At 74.1% G+C, this 16,884-nt stretch carries 13 protein-coding genes; 6 read left to right on the top strand and 7 right to left on the bottom strand.

All coding sequences use genetic code 11. The annotated features are described in order from the left end of the window. Positions 1-5: 5 nt before the first annotated feature. The 6 genes from ACZ46W_RS24460 to ACZ46W_RS24485 form a co-directional block, all read right to left on the bottom strand. A complete protein-coding gene (locus ACZ46W_RS24460) occupies positions 6-3,608 on the bottom strand; it encodes a hydantoinase B/oxoprolinase family protein (RefSeq protein ID WP_468341265.1) in 3,603 nt (1,200 codons plus the stop codon). Further along, a complete protein-coding gene (locus ACZ46W_RS24465) occupies positions 3,605-4,537 on the bottom strand; it encodes an SGNH/GDSL hydrolase family protein (protein ID WP_468342308.1) in 933 nt (310 codons plus the stop codon). The genes ACZ46W_RS24460 and ACZ46W_RS24465 overlap by 4 nt, the downstream gene beginning before the upstream one ends. Positions 4,538-4,986: 449 nt before the next feature. Further along, positions 4,987-6,138 carry a glycosyltransferase gene (locus ACZ46W_RS24470; protein ID WP_468341268.1) on the bottom strand — a complete coding sequence of 384 codons (1,152 nt, stop codon included), beginning with the start codon at positions 6,136-6,138 and terminating at the stop codon, positions 4,987-4,989. Beyond that, positions 6,135-7,265 carry a glycosyltransferase family 4 protein gene (locus tag ACZ46W_RS24475; RefSeq protein ID WP_468341271.1) on the bottom strand — a complete coding sequence of 377 codons (1,131 nt, stop codon included), beginning with the start codon at positions 7,263-7,265 and terminating at the stop codon, positions 6,135-6,137. The genes ACZ46W_RS24470 and ACZ46W_RS24475 overlap by 4 nt, the downstream gene beginning before the upstream one ends. Positions 7,266-7,376: 111 nt before the next feature. Next, the gene (locus tag ACZ46W_RS24480) at positions 7,377-8,795 is read right to left on the bottom strand and encodes a HEAT repeat domain-containing protein (protein ID WP_468341274.1); all 1,419 of its coding nucleotides are present in this window, start codon (positions 8,793-8,795) and stop codon (positions 7,377-7,379) included. A 246-nt stretch (positions 8,796-9,041) separates the two neighbouring features. Beyond that, the gene (locus ACZ46W_RS24485; protein WP_468341276.1) at positions 9,042-9,434 is read right to left on the bottom strand and encodes an ankyrin repeat domain-containing protein; all 393 of its coding nucleotides are present in this window, start codon (positions 9,432-9,434) and stop codon (positions 9,042-9,044) included. Between the two features lie 341 nt (positions 9,435-9,775). Between ACZ46W_RS24485 and ACZ46W_RS24490 the strand changes: the two genes are divergently transcribed. Together ACZ46W_RS24490 and ACZ46W_RS24495 are read left to right on the top strand one after the other, a co-directional pair. After that, entirely contained in the window at positions 9,776-9,970 is a 195-nt protein-coding gene (locus ACZ46W_RS24490) for a hypothetical protein (protein WP_017949565.1), read from the top strand. A gap of 41 nt (positions 9,971-10,011) precedes the next feature. Beyond that, positions 10,012-11,631 carry a hypothetical protein gene (locus ACZ46W_RS24495; protein ID WP_468341279.1) on the top strand — a complete coding sequence of 540 codons (1,620 nt, stop codon included), beginning with the start codon at positions 10,012-10,014 and terminating at the stop codon, positions 11,629-11,631. Positions 11,632-11,660: 29 nt separating this feature from the next. On the opposite strand, the gene ACZ46W_RS24500 is transcribed toward ACZ46W_RS24495, so the two are convergent. Beyond that, positions 11,661-13,163, bottom strand: a complete 1,503-nt coding sequence (locus tag ACZ46W_RS24500; RefSeq protein WP_366130788.1) for an SCO1417 family PLP biosynthesis transcription factor — start codon at positions 13,161-13,163, stop codon at positions 11,661-11,663. A 101-nt stretch (positions 13,164-13,264) separates the two neighbouring features. Between ACZ46W_RS24500 and yczE the strand changes: the two genes are divergently transcribed. From yczE to ACZ46W_RS24520, 4 genes are all read left to right on the top strand, one after another. Next, positions 13,265-13,957 carry a membrane protein YczE gene (gene yczE / locus ACZ46W_RS24505; protein WP_468341282.1) on the top strand — a complete coding sequence of 231 codons (693 nt, stop codon included), beginning with the start codon at positions 13,265-13,267 and terminating at the stop codon, positions 13,955-13,957. Next, complete coding sequence (locus ACZ46W_RS24510) at positions 13,954-14,721, top strand: glycerophosphodiester phosphodiesterase family protein (RefSeq protein WP_468341284.1); 768 nt, start codon at positions 13,954-13,956, stop codon at positions 14,719-14,721. Before yczE ends, ACZ46W_RS24510 begins: the two co-directional genes overlap by 4 nt. A gap of 42 nt (positions 14,722-14,763) precedes the next feature. Continuing rightward, positions 14,764-16,122: an MFS transporter gene (locus tag ACZ46W_RS24515; RefSeq protein ID WP_468341287.1), complete on the top strand. Its 1,359-nt coding sequence runs from the start codon at positions 14,764-14,766 to the stop codon at positions 16,120-16,122. Between the two features lie 255 nt (positions 16,123-16,377). Continuing rightward, complete coding sequence (locus tag ACZ46W_RS24520; protein WP_026278069.1) at positions 16,378-16,752, top strand: RNA polymerase-binding protein RbpA; 375 nt, start codon at positions 16,378-16,380, stop codon at positions 16,750-16,752. Positions 16,753-16,884 lie beyond the last annotated feature (132 nt).

Genomic DNA, 16,884 nt, shown 5'->3' on the forward strand with positions numbered 1-16,884 from the left:
CGGGATCACTCCCGTACAGGCTCCCCGTAACCGCCTCCCCCGGGCGTCGCGACGACCAGGACGTCCCCGGGGCCCACGTCGACCACGTCCACGCCGCCCAGCCGCTGGGCGGTGCCGTCGGCGCGCTCCACCGCGTTCTCGCCCAGCGCCCCGGGGCCGCCGCCCGCCATGCCGTACGGGGGCACCCTCCGGTGCCCGGTCAGGAGGGCCACCGTCATGGGCTCCAGGAACCGGATGCGCCGGACGACGCCGTGACCGCCCCGCCAGCGGCCGCGCCCACCGCTGCCCTCCCGTACCGCGAAGGCGTCCACCCGGACCGGGTAGCGCCACTCCAGGACCTCCGGGTCGGTGAGCCGGGAGTTGGTCATGTGGGTCTGGACGGCGTCGGCGCCGTCGAAGCCGTCCCCGGCTCCCGAGCCGCTCGCCACCGTCTCGTAGTACTGCACCCGGTCGTTGCCGAAGGTCACGTTGTTCATGGTGCCGGAGCCCTCCGCCTGGACGCCCAGCGCGGCGTACAGGGCGCCGGTGACGGCCTGTGAGGTCTCGACGTTGCCCGCGACCGTCGCGGCCGGGTAGGAGGGGGCGAGCATCGACCCGTCCGGCACGCGCACGTCCAGCGGTTCCAGGCAGCCGCTGTTGAGCGGGATGTCGTCGTCGACGAGGGTCCGGAACACGTACAGCACGGCCGCCATGACCACGGACGTGGGCGCGTTGACGTTCCCGGGCTGCTGGGGGGACGTGCCGGTGAAGTCGAGGACGGCGCTCCGGCCCTCGCGGTCCACGCGGACGGCCACCCGGATGACCGCCCCGCCGTCCGTCTCGTACCGGCAGGAGCCGTCGTGGAGGGTGGCGACGATCCGGCGTACCGACTCCTCGGCGTTGTCGCGGACGTGCCGCATGTAGGCGTGGACGACGTCCAGGCCGAACTGGTCCACCATGCGGCGCAGTTCCTCGATGCCCTTCTCGTTGGCGGCGATCTGGGCGCGCAGGTCGGCGAGGTTGGTGTCGGGGTCGCGGGACGGGTACGGGGCCTCGGTGAGCAGCCGCCGGGTCTCGGCCTCGCGCAGGTGTCCGTCCCGTACGAGAAGCCAGTTGTCGAAGAGGACGCCCTCCTCGTGGATGGTGCGGCTGAAGGCGGGCATGGAGCCGGGGGTGATGCCGCCGATCTCGGCGTGGTGCCCGCGTGAGGCGACGAGGAAGCGGAGGTCGCCGGACGGTCCGAAGACGGGCGTCACGACCGTCACGTCGGGCAGGTGCGTGCCGCCGTGGTAGGGGTCGTTGATGGCGTACACGTCCCCGGGGCGCATGGTGCCTTCGTTGCGCCGCAGCACCTCCTTGATGGACTCCCCCATGGAGCCGAGGTGGACGGGGATGTGGGGCGCGTTGGCGATCAGGTTGCCGTCGGCGTCGAAGAGGGCGCAGGAGAAGTCGAGCCGTTCCTTGATGTTGACGGAGTGGGCGGTGTTCTCCAGGCGTACGCCCATCTGCTCGGCGATGGCCATGAAGAGGTTGTTGAACACCTCCAGGAGGACCGGGTCGACGTCCGTGCCGACGGCGCTCCGGCTCGGCCTGGGGCGGGCCCGGGTCAGGCGGAGGTGCCCGGTGCCGGCCGCGACGGCCTGCCATCCGTCGTCGACGACCGTCGTGGCGTCGGCCTCGGCGATGATGGCGGGTCCCTGGACCGTGTCGGACGGCCGGAGGTCCTCGCGCCGGTACAGCGGGGTGTCCCTCGGGGCGCCGTCCACGAACATCGTTACGGTCGCGCGCGGCCGCAAACGGCCCTCCCGGGGCGGTGGTTCGGCGCCGGCGGGGCCGTGCGGGCCGGCCCTGCCCACGGCCTCGACCGACACGGCCTCCACCACCAGGGGCTTGTCCATGGTGAAGGCGTACCGCACGCGGTGTGCCGCCGTGAACGCCTCGCGCATCTCCTCGGCGGACCCGAGCGGTACGGGCAGGCTCGCGTCCGTACCGGCGTAACGGATCAGTACGCGCGCGTGGGTGGTGATCGCGTCGTCGGGCAGCCCGTCGGCGCGCAGTTCGTCGCGGGTGCGCGCGGCGAGCCGGTGGCAGAGGTCCTCCACGCGCGCGTGGGCGGTGTCGTCCAGTTCCGCCTCGACGGACTGTTCGCGCATGACGGTGGCGTCGGCGAGGCCGATGCCGTACGCGGAGAGCACTCCGGCCAGCGGCGGCACCAGGACCGTGTCCACGCCCAGGGCGTCGGCGACCGCGCACGCGTGCTGGCCGCCGGCGCCGCCGAAGCTGGTGAGCGCGTACCGCGTGATGTCGTGGCCGCGCTGCACGGAGATCTTCTTGACGGCGTTCGCCATGTTGAGGACGGCGATCTCCAGGAACCCGGCGGCCACCTCCTCGGGGGTGCGGGCCGTGCCGGTGTGCCGCCGCACCTCCTCGGCGAGCGCGGTGAACCGGGCGCGCACCACCTCCGCGTCGAGCGGCTGGTCACCGTCCGGGCCGAACACGGCGGGGAAGTGGGCCGGCTGTACGCGGCCGAGCATCACATTGGCGTCGGTCACCGTCAGCGGGCCGCCGCGCCGGTAGCAGGCGGGCCCCGGGTCGGCGCCGGCCGAGTCGGGGCCGACCCGGTAGCGCCGGCCGTCGAAGTGGAGGACCGAGCCGCCGCCCGCCGCGACGGTGTGGATGCTCATCATCGGCGCGCGCATCCGCACCCCGGCCACCTGTGTGCCCAGCTCCCGTTCGAACTCGCCCGCGTAGTGGGACACGTCGGTGGACGTGCCGCCCATGTCGAAGCCGATCACCCGCCCGGACCCGGCCTGCTCCGACGTACGGGCCATGCCGACGACCCCGCCCGCCGGGCCGGACAGGACGGCGTCCTTGCCCCGGAAATGGGTCGCCTCCCGCAGCCCGCCGTTGGACTGCATGAACATCAGCCGCACCCCGGCGAGTTCGCCCGCGACCCGGTCGACGTACCGCCGCAGGATCGGCGAGAGGTACGCGTCGACGACCGTGGTGTCGCCGCGCGGCACCAGCTTGATCAGCGGGCTGACCTCGTGGGAGGAGCTGACCTGTGTGAACCCGGCCGTTCGGGCGGCCTCGGCGACGCGCAGCTCGTGGTGGGGATGGCGGTAGCCGTGCAGGAGGACGACCGCCGCGCTGCGAAAACCGTCGCCATGGGCGGCTTTCAGACGGTCGACGACGGCGGCCACGTCGAGCGGCCGTACGACGGTGCCGTGGGCGTCGATGCGCTCGGGCACCTCGATCACCCGGTCGTACACCGCTTCCGGGAGCAGGATGCGGCGGTCGAAGATGCGCGGCCGGTTCTGGTAGGCGATGCGCAGCGCGTCGCGGAAGCCCTCGGTGATGAGCAGGACGGTCGGCTCTCCGCGCCGCTCCAGGAGGGCGTTGGTGGCGACGGTGGTGCCCATCTTGACGGACGCGATCCGGTCCGCCGGTACGGGTTCGTCCCGCGAGAGCCCGAGCAGGAGCCGGATTCCGGCCACGGCCGCGTCCCGGTACCGGGCGGGGTCGTGCGAGAGCAGCTTGCGGGTGACCAGGCGCCCGTCGGGCCGCCTGGCCACGATGTCGGTGAAGGTGCCGCCACGGTCGATCCAGAACTCCCAGCGCCCGGTCATTCCCCCATTCTGGCAACGGGTCCCGCCACGTCCATGGATACCGACACGGCGGCGAGGGCGGCGGACAGGGCGTGTTCGGCACGCTCGTCGAGCCGCGCGCTGGTACCGCCCGCCCAGTGCCGTACCTCCGCCACGGCGAGCCGCAGCAACTGGGGCAGCAGGTCGTGGCACCGCCGCACCACCCAGCCGGTGCCGGCCGTGGCCAGCCACAGCAGCGAGTCCGCGCGGGTCGGCGGCGGACGGCGGGGCTCGCGGTCCGGCGGGGCGCCGCCGGCCAGGCCGCGTTCGGCGAGCAGGGCGTGGAACCGGGCGGCGATCGTCCGGTGCCCGCGCTCACCGGGGTGCAGCCGGTCGGCGCTCCACAGGGCGCGGTCCTCGACCCAGGCGGCGTCCGCCATGTGCAGGTGGACGGCGCCGTACCGGGCGGACAGGGCGTGCACGACGGCGTTGACCGCGCGCTGGCGGCGGGCGAGCGGCCGCGCGAGCGGCGGGGGAAGGCCCAGCATGGTGCCGGGGTCGGGCAGGCACGCCGTCAGGAGTACGGCGCCCTCGGCGGCCAACTGCCCGCACACCCGGTCCAGGGCGACGGCGACCTCGGCGATGTCGAACGTGCGGCGCAGGGTGTCGTTGACGCCGACGACGACGGAGGCGACGTCCGGGCGGTACGCGAGCGCCTCGGGGAGCTGGGACTCGGCGACGTCCCGGGTCCGGGCGCCGCTGACGGCGAAGTTACGGAAGCCCACGGCCCGCTCGTCCGCGTCGCCGTCCGCCGCGTCCGCCGCGTCCGCCTCGCTTGCCAGCCCGCCCGCGAGCAGCGCGGCCCACCCGCGCCAGCCGCCCTCGACGGGGTCGCCGACCCCCGCGCTCAGGGAGTCCCCGAGCGCGGCGAACCGCCGCACCGGTGCCACCGGCCCGCCCTGGACGTCCACCGGCCGGGCACGCTCCACGCACGCGTGGAGCCGTTTCCCACCGGCGGCCTCCCGGACCGGCGCCCAGGCGACGCCCGGCACGGCGGCACCGGCACCGGCACCGGCGGCAGGAGCGCCGCACGGGCCGCCACCGGTCGGCTCCGGGCGCGCGGCCGGCGACGAGTCGGGGGCGGCACCCGGCACCGGCCGGAACCCGGACGTGCCCACGCCGGCCGGCGGAACCGCCGGGGACGCCGGGACGGCCGGGGAGGCCGGCGAGGCGGAGACCGCCGGCACCGTCGGGACCGCCGGAGAGGCCGAGACCGCCGGAACCGCTCGGGCGGCCGGAACCGCTCGGGCGGCCGGGACCGCCGGGACCGACCGGACCGCCGGGTCCATCGGAACCACCGGGGAGGACGAGACCGCCGGAACCGCCGGGACCGCCGGCTCGGCCGGGGCCGTGGGGGCGGTCATGCCGGGACCTCCGGGCCGGGGGTGCGGGCCGGGTGGGCGGGGGCGTCGTGGGCGGCCAGGAACGCCGCCACGGCACGGTCCCAGCCGAAGAGTTCGGCCCGGGCGCGGGCCACCGCGCGGCGGCCGGCCTCGGGGCGGGCCAGGAGGCTGGTCGCGGCGTCGGCGAACGCGGCCGGGGTGTCCTGGGCGGCCACGCCCGCGTCGCCGACGACCTCCGGCAGGGCGGAGGAGGCGCTGGCGACGACCGGGGTGCCGCAGGCGAGCGCCTCCAGGGCGGACAGCCCGAACGTCTCCGCCGGTCCCGGCGCGAGGCACAGGTCCGCCGACGCCTGGAGGGCGGCGACCTCCTCCCGGTCGGGGACGTGCCCGAGGAACCGGACGGGCAGTCCCCGCGCCCGCCGCTCCAGGCCGCCGCGCAGCGGCCCGTCACCGGCGACCACCAGGGCCGCCCGCATTCCGCGTGCGCGCAGTTCGGCGAGGGTGTCCAGGGCCGTGCCGGGCCGCTTCTCGACCGACAGCCGGGAGCAGAGCATGAGCAGCACGTCGGCGCCGGGCGCGTACCGGGCCCGCAGCGCGGCACTGCGCCGGCCCGGGTGGCAGCGGCGCAGGTCGACGCCGAGCGGCGCCCGTACGACGTTGCGCGCCCCGATCCGTACGAACTCGCGCTCCGCCCACTCGGTGGTGCACACGATCCGGGTGTAGGCCCACGCGCTGCGGCGGTTGAGCCGGTCGGCCGCCCGCGCGGACAGACCGGCCGGCATCCCCCAGGTACGCAGGACCCCGTCCGCGGTCTCGTGGGAGACCATCACGGCGGGCACCCTGGCGCGCCTGGCCCACTCGCCCGTCCAGCGCAGGGTGGTGCGGTCGGAGACCTCCAGCCGGTCGGGTCCGAGCCGCTCCAGCAACTGCCCAAGCCGGCGGCGGTCGGCGAGGACCCGGTAGCCGCCCGTGCCGGGCAGGACGGGCCCGGGCAGGGTGATGACCCGGCCCTGCCGGGTCATCCGGTCGCTCTCGTCCTCCCCCGGCATCACCAGGACGGGCTCGTGCCCGGCGGCCGCGTAGCCGCGGCCGAGTGCGTCGAGCGCGGTGCGCAGTCCGCCGGAGGAGGGGGTGACGAAGTTCGCCAGCCGTACGATGCGCAGGCTCATGCCGCCACCGCCGTCCGCTCGCGCAGCACCTCGCCGTAGTGGTCGATGAGCTGGTCCCCGACGGCGGTCCAGGTCCTGCCCTCCACCGTGTCCCTCCCCGCGCGCCCGTACGCGGCGCGGAGGGCGGGATCGGCGGCGAGGGCGGCCACGGCGGTCCGTATGGCATCGGGGTCGTGCGGGGTGACCAGGAGGCCGGTCCGGCCGTGGTCGACCAGGTCCAGGGGCCCGCCCGCGGCGGGGGCGATCACCGGGACGCCGCTGGCCATGGCCTCCTGGACGGTCTGGCAGAACGTCTCGTAAGGGCCGGTGTGCGCGAACACGTCCAGGGACGCGAAGATGCGGGCCAGTTCGCCGCCCGTACGACGCCCGAGGAAGACGGCGCCGGGCAGGGCGGTCCGCAGCGCGCCCCCGCTCGGTCCGTCGCCGACGACGACCACGCGTACGCCGGGCAGGCCGCACGCCCCGGCCAGCAGCTCCACCCGCTTCTCGGGCGCGAGCCGCCCCACGTACCCGACGAGCAGTTCGCCGCCGGGCGCCAGCTCCCGGCGGAGCGCCTCGTCCCGCAGCCCGGGCCTGAACCGCCGGGTGTCGACGCCGCGCGGCCAGAGCCGTACCCGGGCCACGCCGTGCTCCTCCAGGTCCCGGACAGCGGCCGTGGACGGGGCGAGGGTCCGGTCGGCGGCACCGTGCACGGCGCGCAGCCGCCGCCAGGCGGTGCCCTCGCCGGCGCCCATGTAGGTGCGGGCGTAGCCGGCGAGGTCGGTCTGGTAGACCGCGACGGCGGGCAGACCGAGCCGGGTGGCGGCCGCCATGCCGCGTACCCCGAGCACGAAGGGGCTCGCCAGGTGGACGAGGTCGGCCCGGTGGGCGGCGATCGCGGCGGCCACCCGCCTGCTGGGCAGCGCCACCCGGACCTGGGGGTAGCCGGGCAGGGGCAGCGACGGGACGCGGACGACCGGGCAGGGGCTGTCCTCGTTGGGGGTTCCGGCGGCGACGGCCGGGGCGGCGGGGGCTATGACGAGTGGGTCATGGCCGCGTGCGGCGAGGTGCCGTGCGGTTTGCAGGGCGCAGTGCGCCACACCGTTGATGTCGGGGGGAAAGGATTCGGTGACGATGACGACACGCATACGGGTGTTGTCGTCGCGCCCGGAGTGGCTCCGCCGACTTGGATCTTTCCATGCGGGGAACGTCCCATGAGCGTTTGCCCGCACGCGCCCCGGGCGGGGCCCCGCGCGGCCTCAGAGGGCCGGCAGGTCGGGTCCGATCCGGCTCCGTACGGCGCTCTGCACCTCGTCCTCCTCGGCAGGGTCGGCGGCGAGGCGGCGCAGCCGCTCGGCCACGCGTACGTCACCGGTCTCGGCGTGCAGTGCGGCGATCTCCCTGGTGGTCTCCTCGCAGTCCCACAGGCATTCCACGGCGAAGCCGGTCGGGAAGGAGGGGTCCGTGGCGGCGAGGGCGCGGGCCGTGCGCCCACGGAGCTGGGAGGAGGCGGTTTCGCGGTAGATGTGGCGCAGCACGGGCGCGGCGCAGGCGACGCCCAGCCGGCCGGTGCCGTCGACGAGGGCGTACAGCGACGGCGCGTCGGGGCCGTCGGCCCGTACGGCCTCGCGCAGCGCGCCCAGGACGAGCCCCGCGTCACGGGCGTCGCCCCGGCAGGCGAGCACGCCGGCCGCGGAGGCGCCGAGCGCGTCGGGCCGGTGCACCCAGCCGCGGGCGCGGTCGACGGCCGCGTCGCCGCACATGCGCTCGAAGGCGGCGACGGCGGCTTCGGCGACGGTGCGGGAGTCGCTGGCCGCCGCGGCCTCGATGAGGTCGAGCACGGCGGGGTCGCGCGCTTCGGCGAGGTAGTGCAGGGCGGCGCAGCGGGCGCCGTCCGGGCCGCCGCGGGCGGCCTCGACGATCAGTGGCCGGTCGTCGGGACCGGCGACGGCGGTCAGGCAGCGGGCGGCCGGCACATGGAGCACGGAGCCGCGCTCCAGGCCCTCCTGGGCCCATTCCAGGACCGCCTGGACGCTCCAGCCGGGGCGGGGCCCGGTGGGGCGCATCTGGCGCTGCCAGCGGTCGAAGGAGCCCTGTTCCTGTGCCGCCCGTACGCGGGCGCCGATGGCGTCCCGCTGGTCCTCGGCCCACAGGCGCCACGGGCGCGGCTCGAAGGCGTCCCGTACGGCGGCGGCCAGCTCGGCGTCGCCCTCCGGGGTGGCGGGGAAGCGGGCGAGGATGGGGGCGGCGAGGCCGCGCAGCCAGGAGTCGTCGTCGCGCAGGGCGAGCTCGTCGAGCGCCCAGGCCCAGTTGGTGCCGGTCGCGGCGTACCGGCGCAGCAGCGTGAAGGCGTCCTCGCGGCCGTACGCGGCGAGGTGGCCGAGGACGGCGAGCGCGAGGCCGGTCCGTGCCTCGTCGGTGTCGAGCTGGTCCTCGGCACCGAACAGGTGGGCCTCGATCTCGTCGAGTCCGCCGTGCAGATCCAGGTAGAGACGTGCGTAGTAGAGGGACCGGTTCTCGACCTGCCAGTCCTGGCGCGGGTCGTCGAGGACACAGTGGTTGAGGGCCGCGAGGGCTTCCGCGCGTGGCGCGGCGAGCGCGTGCAGCGTGCCGTCGCCGCGGCCCCTCTGCAACAGGCCGAGCAGGGTACCGCTCGGCGCTATGACTGGATCGAACATGGAAAATGCCTCACATCAAGCTGTCGACGCACCCGGAGGAGACCGGGCCCGGGGTGACCGGGGAACGGTGATTGCCTAGGCCGCGCAGCAACATGTGGAGCCGCCCGTCGTCTTCCGCTTGGTGTTGACCATCTTCCTCTGCCTCTCGTCGGTGGCCCCCTGTGGGCCCGACGTCATGATGACCCAGCCATTTCGCCACCGCGACCACATTTACGGCGCCGCTCTCACCTGGGGTTCAGCGCCCGTTCACCGGGAGGCGAACAGCTCCAGGAGGTGTGCCTTCCCAAACATCCGCGCCGTATCCACGGCGGACGGAGTTCCTGCTTCCGGATCGGCGCCGTGGGCCAGCAGGGCGCGGACCACCTCGTCCTCGCCCTTGAAGACGGCGCCGGCGATCGGGGTCTGACCCCGGTCGTTCGCGCGGTCGGGGTCGGCGCCGCGCTCCAGGAGGGCCGTCACGGCCCGGGCGTGGCCGTGGTAGGCGGCGAGCATCACCAGGGAGTCGCCCTTGTCGTTGGTGAGGTTCGCGGGCGCCCCGGCGTCGATGTAGGAGGCGAGCGCCTCGGCGTCGCCCTGCCGCGCCAGATCGAAGATCCTGGACGCCAGCTCGATCACCTCGGGGTCCGGGGTTTCACTCATCGGACGTACCGCCTTTCACCTCATTGACGCGCCATGGAGGCATGGACGCGCGCGGCCGCGACAGCCGCGTTGACCTGCGTGGACCCGGTTGGACCGGTGCGCACGGCGGGGCCGCCGTACGAGTGAACCGACAGGGTACTGCCCGGGCGCGCACATGACCCGGCCCGGCCATGGCAAGGGATGTGCCGCTGGCCGGAAGGCGCCTCGCGACACGGCCACCCCGTCCGCCAGTCAAGTGAAAAGCGCATAATTTCACCCATTTGCATCTTTTATCACATAGATACTTGCTGTGAGGCTGGAAGTACTGAAGGTGACTGTCCCCTCACCCAGGAGATCCCCTCATGATCCTGTCCATCTCAGGCGTGGTACTGCTCGGCATCATCGTCTTCCTCTTCTTCAAGAAGGACGGGCTCAAGGCCTCCCACGCCCTCGTCTGCGCGCTCTTCGGCTTCTACCTCGCGGGCACCGCGATCGCACCCAGCATCACGGCGGGCGGCGCGAGCCTCGCCAGCCTGCTGGGCGGGATCAAGTTCTGACGCCCGCGCCCCTTCCACGACCTCAGGATCAGGAGTACGACGTGGCCCGGCGCCCCCTTCCGCGCATCCCGAACCTTCGGAGCGTTCCGAGCATGCGGTCCCTTCCGGCTGGTGCCGGCGCCCGGATCGCCCGCGGCCGGGAGATCGCACGAACGGCCGCCGACGGCGCCACCGACGTCCTCCATCCGCTGATCACCATCACCCGCGGCCTGCGGAAACTGGCCGGGGCCGGGCGCGCCAAGTGGGCCGCGACCCCCAAGGAACGGCGCGGTCCCGCGCTGCTCCTGGTCGCGGCCTGCGTACTGGTGGTCGCCCTCCTCCCGTACGGGCCGCTGCTGGCCCTGGTCTCGGTGATGGGCACGGCGGCGTGGCAGGGGCGCGAGCGGACGGTCGCGAAGACCGGGCCCGACGAGGCGGAGGCGGAGCGGCTCCGGGCGCTGTACGAGGCCCTGGTGCCGTACTTCTCCGTCCCGGAGGACCCGAACCCGCTGTTCGCCCACGGTGGTGACTGGGCCAAGGCGTTCGGCGACTTCGAGTTCGACGGCGACGGGAGGCCGACCCGGCTGAGGATCACCTACCCGGCGTACTTCACGGACGGCGAGGCCGCGTCCCGGGCGAGGATCGAGCAACTGCTGCACGCCAAGTCCGGGCGGGGCCGGGAGTACCTCTTCGACTGGGACGAAGAGGGAAACCAGCTCCTCATGCGGGTCCTTCCCGCCCTGCCCACCTCGGTGGCCGCACAGCGCTTCGTCACCGCGCCGGGCGAGACGGTGCTGGGGTTCACGGACCCCGAGGCGGTGCAGCGGACCGTTCCGGTGCGGGACGGGGACGAGTCGCGGGACGCGCCGCCGGTGGTGTGGCGCACGGGGCCGCGCTCCACGGAGCCGCACCTGCTGGCCGTCGGCCAGCCCGGCAGCGGCACCACCACGCTGCTGCGGTCCATCGCCCTCCAGGCGCTCCAGCACGGCGACGTGCTGATCGTCGAGGGCAGCGGGACCGGCGAGTACGCCTGCCTCACGGGGCGCGCCGGGGTCCTGGCCGTCGAGTGCGGACTGGCCGGCGCGCTGGCGAGCCTGGAATGGGCGGCGCACGAGACGGAACGGCGGCTGATCGCGGCGAACCGGGCCCGGCAGGCCGGGCACCCGGCGCCCGAGGACACCAGGCGGCCGCTGTGGATCCTGCTGGACCGGCCGAGCGTGTTCGGCCACCTCGCGGCGGCGGACGGCCGGACGGACCCGCAGTCGCTGCTCCAGGTCCCGCTCCGGCACGGCCGGGCGGCCCATGTGACGGTGGTCGTGGCCGAGCAGTTCGACAGCGTGGACGCGCTCAGCGAGGCGGTCTGGGCGCACACCCGGGCCCGGGTCGTCCTCGGGCCCGCCACGCCGGAGCTGGTGCGGTCGGTCCTGGACGCCGCGCCGCACACGACCCCGACACCGCACGTCCCGCCCGGGCGCGGTTACGCCCGGCTCGGTACTGGACCGGTGCTCCGGCTCCAGGTCCCGGCGACGCCGGACCCGTACGACGACGCGACGACGGAGGCGCACCGGCAGGCCGTCCTGGACCTGCTCCCCGACCGCCGGCCCTCCCCCGCCCTGGACCCCGTACCGGCCCCGGGCCCGGTAGCCGTTCCGGAGGGGCCGGAGCCGGCGCCCACGGGCTGACAGCGCCGGGCGGAGCCCGGGCGCCCGCCTCACGCCACGAACGTCCTGGGCGCCTCCCCCGTACCGGCGCTCGCACCCGCCCGCACCAGCCGGGCCGCCGCCGCGAGCCGCGCGGCGGCCTCGTCGGCGACCGGACCGGAGACCGTGAACGGCAGCCGTACGTACCCCTCGAAGGCGCCGTCCACGCCGAAGCGGGGCCCGGAGGGCACCCGTACGCCGACCCGTTCGCCCATCTCGGCCAGCCGGGAACCGGACAGCCCGCCGGTGCGGACCCACAGGGTCAGGCCACCGCGCGGCACCTCGAACTCCCAGTCGGGCAGCTCCCGGCGGACCGCCGCGACCAGCGCGTCACGGTTCTCCCGCGCCTGGGCACGCCGCAGGGATACGGCCTCCTCCCAGCCGCCGGTCCGCATCAGCCAGTTGACGCCGAGCTGCTCCAGTACGGGCGTGCCGAGGTCGGCGTACGCGCGGGCGGCGACCAGCGAGCGGATGACGTCCGGTGCCGCCCGCACCCACCCGATGCGCATGCCCGCCCAGAACGCCTTGCTCGCCGAACCCACGGTGAGCACCGTGCTCCCGGCCGGGTCAAAGGCGCACACGGGCCGGGGCATGTCGAGCCCCTCCTCCAGGTACAGCTCGGTCATGGTCTCGTCGACGACGAGCACCGTCCCGGCCGAGCGGGAGGCGTCGACGAGCGCGCGCCGCCGGTCCTCGTCCGCCAGCGCCCCGGTCGGGTTGTGGAAGTCCGCGACGACATAGGCGAGCCGGGGCGCCGCGTCCCGCAGGACCTGCCGCCAGCGCGCCATGTCCCAGCCCTCCAGCCCCTCGGCCATCGCCACGGGCACCAGCCGGGCGCCGGCCTCCCGCATCAACTGGAGGATGTTGGCGTACGAGGGCGACTCGACCGCGATGCGTTCGCCGCGACCGGCGAAAAGGTGGCAGATGGCGTCGATCGCACCCATCGCCCCGGTCGTCACCATGATCTGCTCGGGCATCGTCGGGATGCCCCGTTCCGTGTAGCGGTCGGCGAGCATCTGCCGCAGCGCGGGCAGACCGGCCGGGTAGTCCCCGTGCGTGTGGGCGTAGGGCGCCAGCTCTTCCAGGGCTCCCTGGAAGCCACGGGACAGCCACGGTTCGGGCGCGGGCAGGGAGGCACAGCCCAGGTCGATCATGGAGCCGAGCGACTCCGGGGGCAGCGGTTCCAGGCCCCGCGCCGGCAGCGGGTTCCCGGCGGGCACGGCCGTCCAGCTTCCGGCGCCCCGGCGGGACTCCAGGAACCCCTCGGCGCGCAGCGCCTCGTAGGCGGCGGCGACCGTCGTACGGCTCACGGACAGGGCGAGGGCCAGCTCCCGCTCGGCGGGGAGCCGGGCGGCGACCGGGACGCGGCCCTCCAGCACCAGAAGCCGGATGCCGTCGGCGAGCGCGCGGTAGGCGGGCGGCTTGCGGGTGCCGGGGCCGGCCGGCCGGGGCTGCTGCGCGTTGAGCTGCCGGGCAAGTTGGGCGGGGCCCACCGCCGAAGTCCACTCAGCCATGGAATTCAGTCCACCTTCCTGGAATTGGACCTGGTTGGGGTCCGAAGCCCTGCCACAGGGTGACATGAACCAGTCCACCACCACCACATTGGGGGCACAACATGTCGACGACATCCGGCACACCGGATACGGACGACTCCGGCAGCACACCGCGGCACCTGGCCCGCAGGCTCTTCCAGCTCTACGCCGGTCTGGCCCTGTACGGCGCGAGTTCCGCCCTCCTCGTCCGCAGCGGGCTGGGGCTGGAGCCGTGGAACGTCCTCCACGAGGGGCTTGCCGAGCTGACCGGTCTGTCGATCGGTGTTGTCCTGACCATCGTCGGCGCCGCCGTCCTGCTCCTGTGGATACCACTGCGGCAGAAGCCCGGTCTGGGCACCGTCTCCAATGTCGTCGTCATCGGTGCCGCGATGGACGGCACCCTGTGGCTCGTCCCGGACGTGCACGGGCTGCTCATCCAGATCCCCTTCATGGTCGCCGGGATCGTCCTCAACGGGGTGGCCACCGGCCTGTACATCGCCGCCCGCTTCGGCCCCGGCCCGCGCGACGGCCTGATGACGGGCCTGCACCGGCTGACCGGCCGGTCCATCCGTCTGGTCCGTACGACGATCGAAGTCGCCGTCGTCCTCACCGGGTTCCTGCTGGGCGGCTCGCTGGGGGTGGGGACCGTGCTGTACGCCGTGACGATCGGGCCGCTCGCCCAGTTCTTCCTGCGCGCCTTCGCCATCCCCGGTCAGGGCGGCGGAAGCACCGTGGTCGCCTCCGGGAAACCCCGGCAGGCCATACTGCGGCGGTGACTCGCGTACGCCATCCCTATCTGGACCACCCGTCCTCCCTCATACCCTTCGCCCACCGCGGTGGTGCGGCGGACGGCCTGGAGAACACGGTGGCCGCCTTCCGGCGGGCCGCCACCGCCGGTTACCGCTACTTCGAGACCGACGTGCACACCACCGCCGACGGCCGGCTCGTGGCGTTCCACGACGCGACGCTGGACCGGGTGACCGACACCCGCGGCCGGATACGGGACCTGCCGTGGAGCGTCGTGCGCCACGCGCGCGTGGCCGGCAAGGAGCCGCTGCCGCTCTTCGAGGAGCTGCTGGAGGAGTTCCCCGACGCCCGCTGGAACGTGGACATCAAGGCGGAGCCCGCCCTGGAGCCCCTGATCGGGGTCGTGCGCAAAGCGGGCGCCTGGGACCGGGTCTGCGTCGGCTCCTTCAACGAGGGCCGGGTGGCCCGGGCGCTGCGGCTCGCGGGCCCGCGTCTGGCCACCTCGTACGGGGTGCGCGGGGTGCTGGGGCTGCGGCTGCGTTCGTATGGGATCCCGGCGGCGCTGCGGGCTGGCGCGGTGGCGGCGCAGGTGCCGGAGACGCAGAACGGCATCCGGGTCGTGGACCGTCGGTTCGTGAGAGCCGCGCACCAGAGGGGACTTCAGGTGCACGTGTGGACCGTGAACGATCCGGACCGGATGGCCGCTCTGCTCGACCTGGGGGTGGATGGCATCATGACCGATCATCTGGAGACGTTGCGCACGGTACTGACCGACCGGGGGGTCTGGGTCTGAGCGTGCCTCTCGTCTCCCTCCACGGGGACGAAGGGGGCGGGCGTGAGCGACGCCGAAACCGCCGACCGGGCAGCCGGTGAAGCCGGAGCGCCCGACCGCCGGCGCGAGCAACGCGGCTGGTACTTCTACGACTTCGCGTGCTCCGTCTACTCGACGAGCGTGCTGACCGTCTTCGTCGGGCCCTACCTGACGTCGGTCGCCAAGGCGGCGGCGGACGCGGACGGCTTCGTCCACCCCCTCGGCATCCCGGTCCGCGCGGGCTCGGTCTTCGCGTACGCGGTGTCCGTCTCGGTCGTCCTGGCGGTGCTGGTGATGCCGCTGGCCGGTGCGGCCGCCGACCGTACCGGCCGTAAGAAACCGCTGCTGGCGGTCGCCGCGTACCTGGGGGCGGCCGCGACGGCGGGCATGTTCTTCCTGGACGGCGACCGCTATCTGCTGGGCGCCTTCCTCCTGATTGTGGCGAACGCCTCACTCGCGGTGTCGATGGTGCTGTACAACGCCTACCTGCCGCAGATCGCCGCGCCCGAGGAGCGCGACGCCGTGTCCTCGCGGGGATGGGCGTTCGGCTACACGTCCGGGGCCCTCGTCCTCGTCCTGGACCTGGTCCTGTACACGGGTCATGGGTCGTTCGGACTCTCGGAGTCCGAGGCGGTGCGGATCTGCCTGGCCTCGGCCGGTCTGTGGTGGGGCGCCTTCACCCTCGTACCGCTGCGGCGGTTGCGGGACCGGCGGGTGGCACCCGGCGGCGAGGGCGCGGTCGGTTCGGGCTGGCGGCAGTTGCTGGCGACGCTGCGCGACATGCGCCGGCATCCGCTGACGCTCTCCTTCCTTCTGGCGTACCTCGTCTACAACGACGGTGTGCAGACGGTGATTTCACAGGCCTCCATCTACGGATCGGAGGAACTGGGCCTGGAACAGACCACCCTCATCACCGCCGTGCTGCTGGTCCAGGTCCTGGCGGTCGTGGGGGCGCTGGGCATGGGCCGGCTGGCTCGCACCCACGGCGCGAAGCGCACGATCCTCGGTTCGCTCGCGGTGTGGACGCTGATCCTCGCGGCCGGGTACTTCCTGCCGGCCGGGGCGCCGGTGTGGTTCTACGCGCTGGCGGCGGCGATCGGGCTGGTCCTGGGCGGCAGCCAGGCGCTGTCGCGGTCGCTGTTCTCACACCTGGTGCCGCGCGGCAAGGAGGCCGAGTACTTCTCGGCCTACGAGATGAGCGACCGCGGGCTGAGCTGGCTGGGGCCGCTGGTGTTCGGGCTCGCGTACCAGCTCACCGGCAGCTACCGGGACGCCATCATCTCGCTCGTGATCTTCTTCGCGCTGGGCTTCGTCCTCCTCGCGCGCGTGCCCGTGCGGCGCGCGGTGGCCGCCGCGGGAAACCCGATACCGGACCGGATTTAGACGCGGAAGTGAAAGGCCGGTAGTGTACGCCTTTGGCCTGCCAGGCGGACCGTTACTGCGTGCTCTGTAAGCAAAGACGCTGGGTGACATCTGATGCCAGATGTGACAAACCGGGCACTGGTGGGTACAAAAAGGGGCGGCACGACGGGCGACGCATGACCCGCAACGGGAATCTTTACCGCCGACCGGACGTTGACCGGATGACGACGACAGCGACACCTGTCCTGTGGGCGACAAGCCCGGGAGGCACGATTCATGAGTGAGCGAGCTCTTCGCGGCACGCGCCTCGTGGTGACCAGCTACGAGACCGACCGCGGCATCGATCTGGCCCCGCGCCAGGCGGTGGAGTACGCATGCGAGAAGGGGCATCGTTTCGAGATGCCGTTCTCGGTCGAGGCGGAGATTCCGCCGGAGTGGGAGTGCAAGGTCTGCGGAAGCCAGGCACTCCTCGTTGACGGGGACGGCCCCGAGGAGAAGAAGGGCAAGCCGGCGCGTACGCACTGGGACATGCTCATGGAGCGGCGCACCCGCGAGGAGCTCGAGGAGGTGCTGGCCGAGAGGCTGGCGGTCCTGCGTTCCGGCGCCATGAACATCGCCGTGCATCCGCGCGACAGCCGGAAGTCCGCGTAAGCGCACAGCACGAGCGCCACGAGCAAAGCCGCGGGGGGGGGGGGGGGGGGGGGGGGGGGGGGGGGGGGGGGGAGGGGGGCGGGGGGGGGGGGGGGGGGGGGGGGGGGGGGGGGGGGGGGGGGGGGGGGACGT

The sequence above is a fragment of the Streptomyces sp. NPDC031064 genome (assembly GCF_055570965.1).

Bases quoted from the DNA above. Each gene is read 5' to 3' on its own strand.
- ACZ46W_RS24460 (WP_468341265.1), bottom strand. From the start codon at position 3,608: ATGACCGGGCGCTGGGAGTTCTGGATCGACCGTGGCGGCACCTTCACC.
- ACZ46W_RS24475 (WP_468341271.1), bottom strand. From the start codon at position 7,265: ATGCGTGTCGTCATCGTCACCGAATCCTTTCCCCCCGACATCAACGGT.
- ACZ46W_RS24520 (WP_026278069.1), top strand. From the start codon at position 16,378: ATGAGTGAGCGAGCTCTTCGCGGCACGCGCCTCGTGGTGACCAGCTAC.
- ACZ46W_RS24490 (WP_017949565.1), top strand. From the start codon at position 9,776: ATGATCCTGTCCATCTCAGGCGTGGTACTGCTCGGCATCATCGTCTTC.
- ACZ46W_RS24480 (WP_468341274.1), bottom strand. From the start codon at position 8,795: ATGTTCGATCCAGTCATAGCGCCGAGCGGTACCCTGCTCGGCCTGTTG.
- ACZ46W_RS24485 (WP_468341276.1), bottom strand. From the start codon at position 9,434: ATGAGTGAAACCCCGGACCCCGAGGTGATCGAGCTGGCGTCCAGGATC.
- ACZ46W_RS24500 (WP_366130788.1), bottom strand. From the start codon at position 13,163: ATGGCTGAGTGGACTTCGGCGGTGGGCCCCGCCCAACTTGCCCGGCAG.
- ACZ46W_RS24470 (WP_468341268.1), bottom strand. From the start codon at position 6,138: ATGAGCCTGCGCATCGTACGGCTGGCGAACTTCGTCACCCCCTCCTCC.
- yczE (WP_468341282.1), top strand. From the start codon at position 13,265: ATGTCGACGACATCCGGCACACCGGATACGGACGACTCCGGCAGCACA.